Source organism: Holzapfeliella saturejae, assembly GCF_037546065.1.
GTDB classification, from domain to species: Bacteria; Bacillota; Bacilli; order Lactobacillales; family Lactobacillaceae; genus Holzapfeliella; species Holzapfeliella saturejae.
The window spans coordinates 963874-977350 of sequence record NZ_JAWMWG010000001.1 but is presented as its reverse complement, the minus strand read 5'-3'; the positions used below and the strand labels follow the sequence as shown (position 1 = coordinate 977350).

The window sequence follows — 13477 nt, the reverse complement described above, 5'->3', positions numbered from 1 at the left end:
GAATTAAAAAAAGTCCTTTAACCTAATGCAAGGAGGTCGACGTATGAGTTTAGAAAAAACACAGTACTTAACCCAGTTGTTTTCATTTTATGGACCTCTACTAACTGCAATGCAACAGCGTTATTTTGAAGATTATTACTTTAATGATTTATCACTTGCTGAAATTTCTGAGAATGCAGAAGTATCTAGACAAGCGGTTTATGATAATCTCAAACGAACGACGCGTTTGCTAGAAGATTACGAAGCTAAATTGAATTTGAATCGTAATTTTTTAGCTATTGAACAGTTAAGTCAACAGGCACTATCAACGATAGATAAGCAAAATTATACTGAAGCAAAAGACACAATCCAAAAAATTAGACAAATAATAGAGGAGAACTAAGTATGGCATTTGAAGGCTTAAGTGAACGTATTCAAAATGCGTTATCTGGCTTACGTAAAAAAGGTAAAGTTACCCAAACCGATATTAATCAAGCAACTCGTGAAATTCGCTTAGCATTACTTGAAGCGGATGTTAACTTTAAAGTTGTTAAAGAATTTATTGCAAAAATTAAAGAACGTGCCTTGGGATCAGATGTTTTAGAAAGTCTGACACCAGGTCAACAAATCATCAAAATTGTTAATGAAGAATTAACTCAAATGATGGGTGAATCAGCAGTTGAATTAACTAAATCTGACAAAATTCCAACTGTTATTATGATGGTTGGACTTCAAGGGACTGGTAAAACCACCACTGCAGGTAAATTAGCTAATCGATTAATGGCCGAACAAAAAGCACGTCCATTACTAATTGCGGCCGATATTTATCGTCCAGCTGCGGTTGACCAATTAAAAGTTATTGGAAATCAGCTAGAAATTCCAGTCTATGAAGAGGGTGTTGATAATTCAGCAGAAGATATCGTTAGACACGGGATGCAACAAGCTAAAGAAAACAAAAACGATTATGTGATTATTGATACGGCAGGACGTCTTGAAATTGATGAAACGCTAATGGATGAGCTAAAGAATGTTAAAGAAATCGCTCAACCAGACAATATCGTTTTAGTAGCTGATGCGATGACAGGTCAAGCTGCGGCAACTGTTGCCGATGGATTTAACCAAGCACTAGATATCACAGGAGTTATCTTAACTAAGTTAGATGGGGATACCCGTGGTGGTGCTGCTTTATCTATTCGTTCAATCACAAACAAACCAATTTTGTATGTTGGGGAAGGGGAAAAATTATCTGACCTAGATATCTTCCACCCTGATCGTATGGCTAACCGTATTTTAGGTATGGGTGACATGATGAGCTTGATTGAAAAGGCTCAAAAAGATTACGATCAAAAGAACGCCCAAGAATTAGCTGAAAAAATGCGTGAAAACACGTTTGACTTCAACGACTTCATTGATCAAATGGATCAAATTCAAAGCATGGGGCCAATTGATGAATTAATCAAAATGATTCCAGGTATGGCTAATAATCCCGCATTACAAAACATTAATATTGGTGAAAAAGATATTGCACACTTAAAGGCAATCGTTTATTCGATGACACCTGAAGAACGTGAAAATCCAGATATCTTAACACCATCTCGCCGCCGTCGTATTGCGGCAGGTTCTGGACGCAACATTCAAGAAATTCACCGTATGATTAAACAATTTAAGCAATCAAAAGAAATGATGCAGAAGGTTTCAAAAGGTAACACAAGCGATCTTGAAGGGATGCTTGGTGGTGGAATGAAAGGTAAAATGGGTAAAATGGCCATGAATTCCATGATGAAACGTTCTCAAAAGAAAAAGAAAAAACGTCTTAAAAAAGCTAAAAGATTTAAATCTTAATCTGTTAAGTAAAAACCCTTTACAACTTAAAATGTTCATGCTAAACTGATTAAGTTAATAAAAATAGGAGGTCATTAATATGGCAGTTAAAATTCGTATGCGTCGTATGGGTTCAAAACGTAAACCTTTCTACCGTCTAGTGGTAGCAGATTCAAGATCACCTCGTGATGGTCGTTTTATCGAAGAAGTTGGTTACTACAACCCACTTTCAAACCCAACACAATTAAAATTAGAAGAAGATTCAATTTTAGAATGGTTACAAAAAGGTGCTCAACCTTCAGATACAGTTCGTAGCTTGTTATCTGGTGCTGGAATCATGACAAAATTACACGAATCAAAATACTCTAAATAAATTTTTAAAAGCTTAAATGAGGTAACTTCATTTAAGCTTTTTTTCTGAAAGGAGTTAAAAAGAATGTCAACTAAATATGAAGTTGGAAAAATTGTTAATACTCACGGTATCAAAGGTGAGTTGAAAGTTTTCCCATCAACTGACTTTATCGAAGAACGCTTTGCACCAGGCATGCCTTTGATTATTGAACATCAAAAGCAAGAAGTTGAAGTTACAGTTAAAAGTACACGTTCGGTTAAGAACTTTTTATTGGTACTATTTGAAGGACTAGAAGATATTAACCTCGTTGAAAAATATAAAAGTGACCTACTTTATGTTGCCAAAGAAAATATGCAAGAACTTGAAGAAGGTGCCTACTACTACCATCAAATCATTGGACTTGAGGTTATTGATTTAGACAAAGATGAAGTGCTTGGCAAGGTAACAGAAATCTTCCCAACAGGTGCGAATGATGTTTGGACAATTGAAAAACCTGGTCGAAAAGATGTTTTACTCCCATTCTTAAACCAAATCGTCAAAAAAATTGACTTGGATCAAAATAAAGCTTGGGTAGAAGTACCTGAGGGGTTAATTGATGAAGATTAATGTTTTAACACTATTTCCAGATATGTTTGAAGCAATGAAACACTCAGTTGTCGGGAAAGCCATTGAAAATGACAAATTAAACTTAAATGTGATTGACTTTCGTAAATTTACAAAAGATAAGCAAATGCATGTTGATGATGCACCATATGGTGGTGGACCAGGGATGGTGTTACAAGTTCAACCGATTGCTAGTGCCTTATCTGAAATTGAAAATAAACAAAAAGTTGTGATTTTAGCACCAACAGGAAAACCATTTAACCAAGAAATGGCGACTGATTGGGCTAATAATTATGACAATATCACTTTTATTTGTGGTCATTATGAAGGCTTTGACCAACGTGTCTATCAATATGCAACAGATGTGGTGTCTATTGGAGATTTTATTTTAACTGGTGGCGAAATTCCAACGATGGCAATGATTGATTCAACTGTTAGATTAATTCCAGGTGTGTTAGGAAATGAAGACTCTGCTAGTGATGAATCATTTTCAGATGGTTTACTTGAATATCCGCAGTACACTCGACCTGCAGAATACGAAGGTCAAAAGGTACCGGATGTCTTACTTAGTGGTCATCATGCTAATATTAAAGCCTGGCGTGAGAAACAGTCGTTGAAGAATACTTATTTATATCGTCCAGATTTACTAGAAAATAAGACGCTAAGTTTAAAACAGCATCAATTATTGCAAGAAATTAAGCAAGAATTGGCTGACTAATCTTAAGATTAAGTAACATTGACTTTTTAAAATAATACTGCTAAAATATCGTATTGTGATGCAAATCACTAATAAATCGGATATTCCGCTGGTCGAATTTGATTAAGAGTATCGACAAAGGAGAAAAAATCATGAATCAATTGATTAAAGATTTAACACAAGATCAACTAAAAACAGATCTTCCTGATTTCCGTGCCGGAGATACAGTTCGTGTTCACGCAAAAGTTGTTGAAGGTACTCGCGAACGTATCCAAATCTTCGAAGGTGTTGTTATTAAAAGAAGAGGAACTGGCGTAAGCGCAAGCTACACAGTTCGTAAAATCAGTAGTGGTGTTGGTGTAGAACGTACATTCCCACTACACACACCTCGTGTTGCTAAGATTGAAGTAACTCGTCAAGGTCGTGTACGTCGTGCTAAACTTTACTACCTACGTAACCTACGTGGTAAAGCAGCAAGAATCCCAGAAAAAAGAAGATAATTCTATTTTTCACAATAAAAAAGCTATTACTGTTAAAGGTAATAGCTTTTTTGTTCAAAGACTTTATTTGACAAACTAACACAATATGATAAAATTATATTTCAAATAGTAATAATTACTATTTATATTAGAAAGCAGGTTTTATAATGAGACAAAATATTCTTTTAGAATGTGCAGAAACTGGTGAAAGATTGTATTTAACTAATAAAAATAAACGTAATAACCCTGAACGTTTAGAATTTAAAAAATACTCACCTAAAAAACGTCAACGTATGATATTCAAAGAAACCAAATAAGGAGATTGAATGGCTAAAAAATCAAAAATTGCAAAAGCACGTAAACAAAGAGAACTAATTGACCGCTATGCGGCAATTAGACAAGAGCTTAAAGCAAAAGGTGACTATGAAGCACTTGCGAGATTACCTAAAGAATCAAATCCTAACCGGTTGCAAAACCGTGATTTATTAGACGGTAGACCAAGAGGCTATATGCGAAAATTCAAGCTATCCCGTTTGAATTTTAGACAATTGGCTTTAAAGGGTCAGATTCCTGGTGTAAAAAAAGCAAGTTGGTAATTGAATAGCCAAAAAGATGGCAGATATTGAGCTAAATTGATAGCTAAATATCTGCCATCTTTTTTTGAATTAACAGTTGACTTAAAGTTAACTTGAACCCTTATGATAAAAACATCAATAAAAAATAAGGATGATAACTATGATGAATATCCATGAACAAGCTAAGCAATTATATCGTGATTTGTATCAAGGTATGGTTAATCAAAATATTAATTTACTTAATGCTAGATTAGCGGACAATTTTGTTTTAGAGCATATGACAGGTATTAAACAAGCTAAACAAGATTGGTTACAAGCCATTGAAACAGGTCAAATGCGATATTATCGTGCACAAGAAGATCAAGTAAGTATTAAAGTTACGGATGATTCACTTATTTTAATAGGAAGAAGTATTGTTGATGCAAAGATTTATGGGTTTCGAGCTGATTGGCACTTACAAATGACCTTGACCTTTTCACAAAATAAAGAAGGACATTTAGTAATTAATTCAGCAGTAGCCAAAAGTTATTAGGGAGATGAATATGATTAATATACTTTTATTATTAGGTCTAATTGCTTTTATTGCAGTCGTCAAAAGATATGGAAAATAGTGGGCTTTACAGTTTTTGGCTTGAGCCTTCTTACAGTATTGATTTTATTTTTACAGCCCAATAATCGAAAAATAGATTCAAATATGACGAGCAATCAGACGGAGTCCGTTGTAAGTATGTCAAGTTTATCTAATCAAGAGATTGCAGTTAGACAAGTTTATCAACGACTCTATCAAGATATGATTAATCGTGATACAAGCGATTTAAGTTCACTTTTAATAGATGATTTTTATTTAGTTCATATTACAGGTGTTCAACAATCTAAAAACGACTGGTTAGGAGCAATTGAAAATAGTAGTATGCAATATTTTTCAGCTGAAGAAGATCAATTAACTTTTGAAAACCTAACCGCTAGTAAGCCAACCATAGTTGCCAAAAATCGTGTTGATGCTGATATTTCAGGTATGCGTCGAATTTGGAATTTACAGTTAACCATTTCTTTTGAAACGGTCAATAACTAACTTAAAATTAAACGTGCAGTCGCTAACTTATACTAAAAAAATCGAACCTAATTACTAGGCTCGATTTTTGGTTATAAATGATTAACCGCATAAATAAATCCTTTTTTATACATATCGCTAAGCATCTCAGCAAGTTCTTCAGCGGTTAGTTTGCGATGAGGAGAGGTCCAATATTTGTAAGTTTCAATAATAGTATTGATCGAAAATAACTTCATTAATTCGATTTTGTCATCTTCAACATCATCAAATTTAGAATTTTTGAAAAAGTTTTTAAACATCGCATTACGTAAGCGAACTTCAAAGCTAGGATCGCCATTTGGACTCAGCAGAATATTAATAGCTGGTGCAAAAAAATCAATTGATTTAAATAATTGGGCCATGGCTTCAGGATCTGCAAGTGTTGTTTTTGGATGCTTATCCATCCATTTTAGTCGTTCGCTTCTCATGTAGCCCATAATTTCTTTTTCAATACATTCAGCTAGTTGGTATTTATCATCAAAATAACGATAAAAACTACTTCTGTGGATATTAGCTTCTTTAACAATATCGCTGACCGTTACGAAATCAAAGGATTTTGTTTTTAAAACACGCAAAAAAGCGCGTCGAATAATTCTATCGGTTTGTTGTGTTTTTTTGGTGTAAGTAGCCAAATTTTGTACCTCGTATAATAAAAGTAGTATGATAAAAATAAGACAACATGACTTATTTTGTTGTAGCTAATTTACCAGAATAAGCGTATAGTTTCAAATGGAATTTTTAAAAATATAAGGAGGAAATAATGGAAAATACTCAAAATCACTTAGATATACATGGCAAACCTTATAATCGTATAACGGTTATGCTACTTATTTTATTTGCAACATTTGCTGGTATTTTGATGCAAACTTCACTTGGAACAGCGCTTCCAACGTTGATGAAAGAATTTGACATCAATTTAAGTACAGCACAACAAGCAACAACTTGGTTCTTGCTTGCTAACGGTGTAATGATTCCTTTAACAGCGTACTTAGCCACTAGAATCTCAACTCGAATTTTACATGTTGGGGCCTATGGTTTATTAGCAATAGGAATTGGATTAACAGCATTAACACCAGCTAATCATTCATCTTGGATTATCTTTTTAGTCGGAAGAGTTCTGGCTGCGATTGCTGTTGGGGTTATGATGCCGCTGATGCAAATTGTTATTTTAAACATGTTCAACTTAAAAGAAAGAGCGACTGCTCTTGGATTAGGTGGACTTGTTATTGGGATGGGACCTGCAATTGGACCAACACTTTCTGGTTGGATTTTAGATCAAAACCATGTTGTTTTAGGAGTAACAATTTCTAACTCATGGCGAACAATTTTTGTTTTACCATTAATTGTTGTGTTAATTGCATTTGTCTTAAGTCCATTTGTAATGAAAGATGTAATTCCTAATAAATCAGTTAAGTTAGATGTTCTATCGTTATTCTTATCTGTTATTGGTTTTGGTCTATTCTTACTGGGCTTTACAAACGTCGCAACAGCAGGTTGGACAGATTTTATGAACGTTATTTTGCCAATTGTTGCAGGTATTGTCTTATTAGCAATTTTTGTGATACGTCAATTAAAACTAAAAGTGCCGTTCTTAGATATTAGGGTTTTCAAGGTAAAAGACTTCACTATTCCAACTTTGACCGTTATCATGGTTGCAATGGCTATGTATGGTGTTGAAATGATGTTGCCAACTTACCTACAAAATGTTCACGGATTGACGCCATTAAATTCAGGATTAACCCTATTAGGTGGGGCATTAATGATGGGGATTGTTTCACCAATTGCTGGTATTTTATATAACAAAGTGGGGGTAAAACGTCTGGCTTTAGTTGGATTATCAATTGTAGCTATTGGAACATTACCTTTTACATTCTTGTCAGCAACAACACCAACTCATATCATTACAGTATTATATGCTGTTCGAATGATGGGGGTTGCATTAACAATGATGCCACTGACAACACGCGCTATGGCAGCTTTACCTACAGAATTGTCAACTCATGCAACAGCTGCTAATAATACGATGAGACAAGTTTCGACTTCTATTGTTGTTGCACTATTAACTTCTGTTACACAAAATATTATGAATACCCATGCACCTGCTGAAGCCTTAAAAGCAGCAGACCCAATCAAATATGGAGCACAAACTTTAACAGCTTCTATGGATGGATTTAGAGTAGCCTTTACCATGGGATTAGCTTTTGCAGTGATTGGCTTCATTATGGCGTTATTTGTAACTAACCAACCACAAGATAAGAAAGAAAAAACGAAATAGGGGGGTGTTTAAAGTTGATTATTATGATTGTAATTGTTTTAACGTTATTGACATTAGCATCGTGGTTTTTAATTAAACCTAAGGCTATTAGACGAGTTGTTGGAACAATTTTTTCTGCTTTACTATTACTTTCAGCTATTGCGATTATCGCCAATACTTCCTATCACTTTGGAATGTCTCAAGAAGTTGAAACAAAAGAAACGAGTATTTACACTGCAGGTCAGTTAGATTCTCCTGTGAATATTTTGATTGCTAATCAAATTGGAACGGATTCTGATAATTATGCGATGAGTTTTAGAGAATCTAAAGACCAAGAACAACCTATTACTGCTTTTGTTCCTGATCAACATCATATGGCTGAAGCGGTTAAAAAATCAGCTAATTATCAAGTTATTGCCACTGATGAACCAGCTAAGATTAAAACAACGACAACAAAATGGCAGTATAACTCAGAGTTATATAAATCATTATTTAAAGTAGATGATACAGAAACTGAATTAATTTCTGAAACAAATGAAGTAACACTTCCACAGTCAAACTGGCTCGTTTTATCAGCAGATCAAACTAAAACTTTAACTGAAAAACAACAAGCCATGACCGATGCACAAAAACAGGCACAACAAACACAGCTTAAACAAGCAGTAGCCACACAGATACAAAGTTATCAAGCACAAAATCCTGCAACAACACAAGCACAACTTGCGGATTACACTCAAAAAGTGACAACAGAGCTAACACTACAAGCTATGAAATCATTAATAGAGTAATAAAAAACATCTCCTAAATTTTAGGAGATGTTTTTTATATCATAGGACGATACAGGCTGATGACTTTGCCTAATATATTGACATTATCAACTTGAATATCAGTCATTGTATCGTTTTCGGGATGCAAGTAAATTTTATTTTGTTTTTTATAAAAACGTTTTAAAGTGGTTTCGTTGTCTTCGGTTAAAGCAACGACAATGTCACCATTTTGAGCGCTTGTTTGAGAATGAACAAAGACATAATCTCCAGGGCAGATATGGGCATTAATCATACTATTTCCTTTGACTTCTAAGATAAATAAGTCATTTTTTAAATGCTCTAAGTGTGGGGGAACGGGAAAATAGTCGTTAATTGATTGATCAAAAGTATAAGCAGGTTCTCCTGCGACGATTTCACCGATAACTGGAATGGCATCTTCTTTAATATCAAGTCGTTCTTTTCCTAAATCCGTTACACGAATTGCACGGGTTTTATTACCTTCTTTAGTAATAAAACCGTCTGTTTCTAATTTTTTCAAGTGACTGTGTACGGTGGAAGTGGAAGCCAGGTTAACATGTTGTGCAATTTCACGTACACTAGGGGCATATTGATTATCTAAAATGGTATAATAAAGATAATTTAAAATTTCTAATCGTTTATTTTCTTTGATGTTAGCCATTTAATTACTCCCTTAATATTGTTAAAATAAGGATAGCACATCAAATAATAAATAAACAATCATAAAAAAGAGGTTACTATTATGAGTCAAAACCAAGAAAGAATCGATCGTATTAATGAATTAGCTAAAAAACGTAAAGAAGCTGGTTTAAGCGAAGCTGAAGAAATGGAACGTAAAAAACTTCATCGTGAATACCTAGCTGATTTTCGTGCAGGATTCAAACAACAAATCGAAAATATGAAAATTATTGATAAAAACGGTAAAGAAGTGACATCTGAAAAAGCCAAAGAAGCTCAAAGAAGAAAAGGTTTACGCGAAGATTAGTTGTCAAACTTCTAGCTAGTTGTGTAAAATAGTATAATGTAACTAATAAACGGGGGTGCGTAATATGAATTTAGGACTTGCGATTTTATTAATTGTGATTGCCCTAATCGGTGGACTAGTCTTAGGTTTCTTCTTAGCTAGATCTTACATGAAGAAATACTTACAAGATAATCCGCCAATCAGTGAAGATATGATTCGTTCAATGATGGCACAAATGGGACAAAAACCATCATCTAAGAAATTGAATCAAGTGATGGCAAACATGCGTTCAAAAAACCGTAAATAAAAAAGTAGCTAGGTTATCTAGCTACTTTTTTTCTTTTGGAATGTATTTGAAGTTGGGGTTAGTTTCTTGATCAATGGCATGCCAGTGATTTTGAATATCTTGATCTAATTGTTCGTTGAATTCATCTGTTAATTTTTGTTTCTTGTCAATATAGATAGGTTCACCAAAGGTAATTGACATTTTTTGACGCTTGAAAACACCACTCATCTTTAAAGGTCCTTGATAAACAGCAGGAACCAAGGGAACGTTAGCCATTTTAGCAATCACACCAGCTCCGGCTTTCACATCATTAGAGTAACGTGATCCAGTTGGGAACATAATTAAGCTAAGTTCAGTGTTTCTCAAGTTTTTAACCGGGATTTTAATAACTGATGGTCCTGGATTTTGGCGGTCAACACTAAATCCATGAGAATGATTCAAAACAAATCTTAGAATAGGGTTTTTGAACAATTCTTTTTTAGCCATAAACATAAATTCTTTTGGACTGGCTGCTAAAGCAAAAATAATGGGTTCCCACCAAGTTCTATGAGGAGCAATCAAAATATAGTTACCTTCGGGTAATCTTTCTTTGTGTAAAACTAATGGTCGACCATTTATAATGAAGAATATTGCACGTGCTACCACACGAATAAATCGATAAAACATATTATCACCTTTCTTTTAACCATGTTATTATAACAAAAAAACAGTTTAACTGATATTTGAAAAGGAAATGACATTTATGACGCTGTACGAAAATGAAGAAATTAACCACTTATTTAATGAAAAGATTAAGATCATTCAAAATAAAACAGTCTTTTCTTTTTCTTTAGATACAATTTTATTAGCTTATTTTACACAAATCAAAAAGAATAGCAAAGTTGTTGACCTGTGTTCGGGTAATGGAGCAGCAAGTTTGTTTTTAACGCATTATCATCCAACAGCTCAAATTGATGCTGTTGAAATACAATCGGATATTGCTGAAATGGCTACAAGATCAGTTGAGTTAAATGAGTTGAGTAATCAAATCACAGTCCATAATCGGGATGCAAAAGAGGCAACAGCTTTTTTAAAAAAAGATAGTTATGATGCGGTGATTTGTAATCCGCCATATTTTGAGCTTGATTCAGGACATAAGGTTAATCCAAACGAACAACTAGCCATTGCCAGACATGAAATTATGATTAACTTGGAAGATATTATTAAAACATCAGCAGGACTACTAAAAACCAAGGGAAAACTTTTTATGGTTCATCGACCTGATCGATTAACTGAAATCATGACTTTAATGGCGAAATATGATTTAATGCCTCGCAAGATTCAATCCGTTATTCCCAAAAAAGGACGAGAAGCTAATATCGTTTTGGTAGAAGCAATGGCCAAAGGGGCAATGACGGGTGTTAAATTACTGCCAGAAATTGTTGTTCATGAAGAAGATAATCATTATACTGAATTTATTGAAAGAATCTTGGCAGGTGACAGGGATTAATTATTATTTTTATGTTTTAAGGTGTGCTGATCAAACTTATTATGGTGGATTTACGACAAATTTAACCAAGAGATTAGCGACACACAATGCTAAAAAAGGGGCGAAATATACGCGAGCTAGAGTCCCAGTTCATGTGATTTATTATGAAAAGTACGCTACAAAATCACAGGCTTTAAAACGAGAAGCATGGTTCAAAAAGAAAAGCAGAAAACAAAAACAACAATTTTTAAACCAACATCATGTTTTAGTACCTTATTTTAATAAAAAGTATTGAATGAATGAAAAATATAGGGTATAATTTGATAGTTGCCAAAAGCAGCAAACCACATCAGTAGTAAATTTTTGATAAGGTGCTTTTAATTAAAGTTTTATCAAAGAGATATAAAACTGCTGAGAGGATTAAAAAAACCAAATGGAGGAATTTATTTATGTCAGTAATTAGCATGAAACAATTACTTGAATCAGGTGTACATTTTGGTCACCAAACAAGACGTTGGAATCCAAAAATGAAACCTTATATCTTTACAGAAAGAAACGGAATCTACATCATCGACCTACAAAAAACAGTTCGTATGGTTGAAGATGCTTACAACTACGTTAAAGCAGTTGCAGCAGATGACGGTGTATTTCTTTTTGTTGGTACTAAAAAACAAGCTCAAGATGCAATCGCAGAAGAAGCAACGCGTGCAGGTCAATTCTACATCAACCACCGTTGGTTAGGTGGAACATTGACTAACTGGGATACAATCCAAGGTCGTATCAAACGTCTTAAAGAAATCAAAGCTATGGCTGAAGATGGTACATTTGACGTACTTCCTAAAAAAGAAGTTGCATTGTTAAACAAACAACGTGAAAGACTTGAAAGATTCCTTGGTGGTATCGAAGATATGCCAAGAATCCCAGATGTACTATTTATTGTTGACCCTCGCAAAGAAAGAATTGCAGTTAAAGAAGCTCAAAAACTTAACATTCCTATCGTTGCTATGGTTGATACAAACAGTGACCCAGATGAAATTGATGTAATCATTCCATCTAACGATGACGCTATCCGTGCCGTACGTTTAATCACAAGCAGCATGGCAGATGCTATCATCGAAGGTAAACAAGGTGAAGACCAAGCAATCGATGAAGCTTCATTTGAAGAAGCAAAATCAGAAGAAAACTAATTTTAATTAATTCATTTGAAAATTTAATAGGGGGTATTTGACATGGCTGGTATTACAGCGGCTCAAGTAAAAGAACTTCGTGAAAAAACCGGTGCTGGTATGATGGACGCTAAAAAAGCGCTTGTTGCTACAGACGGTGACATGGACCTAGCAATCGATGAACTTCGTAAAAAAGGTGCTTTGAAAGCAGCTAAGAAAAGCGATCGTGTTGCAGCTGAAGGTTTAGCTGACGTTGAATTCAGTGGAAACACTGCAGCAATGGTTGAAGTTAACTCAGAAACAGACTTTGTTTCATCAAATGACCGTTTCGTATCTTTCGTTAAAGATGTAGCTGGTAAAATTGCTGAAGCTCAACCTGAATCAGTTGAAGCAGCAATGGCTCTACCATACAACGAAAATGGTACAGTTCAAGATGAAATCACAAACTTAACATCTGTTATTGGTGAAAAAATTAGCTTCCGTCGTTTCAACCTTGTGAAAAAAGAAGATAACCAAGTATTTGGTGCTTACTTACACAACGGTGGAACAATCTTAGCACTTGTAACATTAGAAGGTGCTGACGAACAAACAGCTAAAGATGTTGCAATGCACGTTGCAGCTATCAATCCTAAATACGTTTCACGTGAAGACGTTCCTTCAGAAGTCTTAGACCATGAAAAAGAAGTATTCACAGAAGAAACTAAAAACGAAGGAAAACCTGAAAAGATTATTCCAAAAATCGTTGAAGGTCGTATGAACAAATTCTTATCAGAAATTAGTTTAGTAGACCAAGAATTCGTTAAAGATCCTGACCAAACAGTTCAACAATTCGTTGAATCTAAAGGTGGAAAAGTTGTTAACTTTGTTCGCTATGAAGTCGGTGAAGGAATCGAAAAACAAGCTGATAACTTTGTTGAAGAAGTTATGAGTCAAGTTAGAAAATAACAAAAATTTAACA

Annotated in this window: 21 protein-coding genes; 18 read left to right on the top strand and 3 right to left on the bottom strand. The window is 34.4% G+C overall.

The features are described 5' to 3' along the window. Window positions 1–43 precede the first annotated feature (43 nt). The 10 genes from ylxM to R4Y45_RS04815 all read left to right on the top strand — a co-directional run bounded on the left by ylxM (window position 44) and on the right by R4Y45_RS04815 (window position 5578). Complete coding sequence (ylxM, locus tag R4Y45_RS04860; protein WP_339969839.1) at window positions 44–382, top strand: YlxM family DNA-binding protein; 339 nt, start codon at window positions 44–46, stop codon at window positions 380–382. A gap of 2 nt (window positions 383–384) precedes the next feature. Continuing rightward, window positions 385–1821 carry a signal recognition particle protein gene (gene ffh, locus R4Y45_RS04855; RefSeq protein ID WP_339969837.1) on the top strand — a complete coding sequence of 479 codons (1437 nt, stop codon included), beginning with the start codon at window positions 385–387 and terminating at the stop codon, window positions 1819–1821. A 79-nt stretch (window positions 1822–1900) separates the two neighbouring features. After that, window positions 1901–2173 (top strand): 30S ribosomal protein S16, encoded by a 273-nt coding sequence (rpsP, locus tag R4Y45_RS04850; protein ID WP_339969835.1) that lies wholly within the window; start codon window positions 1901–1903, stop codon window positions 2171–2173. 63 nt (window positions 2174–2236) lie between these two features. Next, window positions 2237–2758 carry a ribosome maturation factor RimM gene (rimM, locus tag R4Y45_RS04845; protein ID WP_339969833.1) on the top strand — a complete coding sequence of 174 codons (522 nt, stop codon included), beginning with the start codon at window positions 2237–2239 and terminating at the stop codon, window positions 2756–2758. Further along, window positions 2748–3473, top strand: a complete 726-nt coding sequence (trmD, locus tag R4Y45_RS04840; RefSeq protein ID WP_339969831.1) for a tRNA (guanosine(37)-N1)-methyltransferase TrmD — start codon at window positions 2748–2750, stop codon at window positions 3471–3473. Before rimM ends, trmD begins: the two co-directional genes overlap by 11 nt. Window positions 3474–3604: 131 nt before the next feature. After that, on the top strand, window positions 3605–3952 hold the full coding sequence (gene rplS / locus R4Y45_RS04835) for a 50S ribosomal protein L19 (RefSeq protein WP_339969829.1): 348 nt from the start codon (window positions 3605–3607) through the stop codon (window positions 3950–3952). Between the two features lie 146 nt (window positions 3953–4098). Continuing rightward, the gene (rpmG, locus tag R4Y45_RS04830; protein ID WP_339969827.1) at window positions 4099–4248 is read left to right on the top strand and encodes a 50S ribosomal protein L33; all 150 of its coding nucleotides are present in this window, start codon (window positions 4099–4101) and stop codon (window positions 4246–4248) included. Between the two features lie 9 nt (window positions 4249–4257). Continuing rightward, window positions 4258–4527: a 30S ribosomal protein S14 gene (gene rpsN / locus R4Y45_RS04825; RefSeq protein ID WP_339969825.1), complete on the top strand. Its 270-nt coding sequence runs from the start codon at window positions 4258–4260 to the stop codon at window positions 4525–4527. 139 nt (window positions 4528–4666) lie between these two features. Beyond that, window positions 4667–5038 (top strand): nuclear transport factor 2 family protein, encoded by a 372-nt coding sequence (locus tag R4Y45_RS04820; RefSeq protein WP_339969823.1) that lies wholly within the window; start codon window positions 4667–4669, stop codon window positions 5036–5038. A 195-nt stretch (window positions 5039–5233) separates the two neighbouring features. Further along, window positions 5234–5578, top strand: coding sequence for a nuclear transport factor 2 family protein (locus R4Y45_RS04815; RefSeq protein ID WP_339969821.1), 345 nt, complete (start codon window positions 5234–5236; stop codon window positions 5576–5578). Window positions 5579–5649: 71 nt separating this feature from the next. Here R4Y45_RS04815 and R4Y45_RS04810 read toward each other — a convergent pair whose 3' ends face one another. After that, window positions 5650–6228 carry a TetR/AcrR family transcriptional regulator gene (locus R4Y45_RS04810; RefSeq protein WP_339969819.1) on the bottom strand — a complete coding sequence of 193 codons (579 nt, stop codon included), beginning with the start codon at window positions 6226–6228 and terminating at the stop codon, window positions 5650–5652. 128 nt (window positions 6229–6356) lie between these two features. Between R4Y45_RS04810 and R4Y45_RS04805 the strand changes: the two genes are divergently transcribed. Both R4Y45_RS04805 and R4Y45_RS04800 read left to right on the top strand, forming a co-directional pair. Then, window positions 6357–7871 carry an MDR family MFS transporter gene (locus R4Y45_RS04805; protein ID WP_339969817.1) on the top strand — a complete coding sequence of 505 codons (1515 nt, stop codon included), beginning with the start codon at window positions 6357–6359 and terminating at the stop codon, window positions 7869–7871. 23 nt (window positions 7872–7894) lie between these two features. Beyond that, on the top strand, window positions 7895–8638 hold the full coding sequence (locus R4Y45_RS04800) for a DUF4811 domain-containing protein (protein ID WP_339970260.1): 744 nt from the start codon (window positions 7895–7897) through the stop codon (window positions 8636–8638). Between the two features lie 34 nt (window positions 8639–8672). On the opposite strand, the gene lexA is transcribed toward R4Y45_RS04800, so the two are convergent. Next, entirely contained in the window at window positions 8673–9296 is a 624-nt protein-coding gene (lexA, locus tag R4Y45_RS04795; RefSeq protein ID WP_339969815.1) for a transcriptional repressor LexA, read from the bottom strand. A gap of 81 nt (window positions 9297–9377) precedes the next feature. On the opposite strand from lexA, the gene R4Y45_RS04790 reads away from it, so the two are divergent. Beyond that, entirely contained in the window at window positions 9378–9620 is a 243-nt protein-coding gene (locus tag R4Y45_RS04790) for a DUF896 domain-containing protein (RefSeq protein ID WP_339969813.1), read from the top strand. Window positions 9621–9684: 64 nt separating this feature from the next. Beyond that, on the top strand, window positions 9685–9906 hold the full coding sequence (locus R4Y45_RS04785) for a YneF family protein (RefSeq protein WP_339969811.1): 222 nt from the start codon (window positions 9685–9687) through the stop codon (window positions 9904–9906). Window positions 9907–9927: 21 nt separating this feature from the next. On the opposite strand, the gene R4Y45_RS04780 is transcribed toward R4Y45_RS04785, so the two are convergent. After that, window positions 9928–10551, bottom strand: coding sequence for a lysophospholipid acyltransferase family protein (locus R4Y45_RS04780; RefSeq protein ID WP_339969809.1), 624 nt, complete (start codon window positions 10549–10551; stop codon window positions 9928–9930). A 76-nt stretch (window positions 10552–10627) separates the two neighbouring features. Here R4Y45_RS04780 and R4Y45_RS04775 point away from each other — a divergent pair, with 76 nt between their 5' ends. The 4 genes from R4Y45_RS04775 (at window position 10628) to tsf (ending at window position 13464) form a co-directional block, all read left to right on the top strand. Further along, window positions 10628–11374 (top strand): tRNA1(Val) (adenine(37)-N6)-methyltransferase, encoded by a 747-nt coding sequence (locus R4Y45_RS04775; RefSeq protein WP_339969807.1) that lies wholly within the window; start codon window positions 10628–10630, stop codon window positions 11372–11374. Continuing rightward, window positions 11343–11648, top strand: a complete 306-nt coding sequence (locus tag R4Y45_RS04770; protein ID WP_339969805.1) for a GIY-YIG nuclease family protein — start codon at window positions 11343–11345, stop codon at window positions 11646–11648. Before R4Y45_RS04775 ends, R4Y45_RS04770 begins: the two co-directional genes overlap by 32 nt. A gap of 154 nt (window positions 11649–11802) precedes the next feature. Further along, complete coding sequence (gene rpsB, locus R4Y45_RS04765; RefSeq protein WP_339969803.1) at window positions 11803–12540, top strand: 30S ribosomal protein S2; 738 nt, start codon at window positions 11803–11805, stop codon at window positions 12538–12540. Between the two features lie 42 nt (window positions 12541–12582). Continuing rightward, window positions 12583–13464, top strand: a complete 882-nt coding sequence (gene tsf, locus R4Y45_RS04760; RefSeq protein ID WP_339969801.1) for a translation elongation factor Ts — start codon at window positions 12583–12585, stop codon at window positions 13462–13464. Window positions 13465–13477 lie beyond the last annotated feature (13 nt).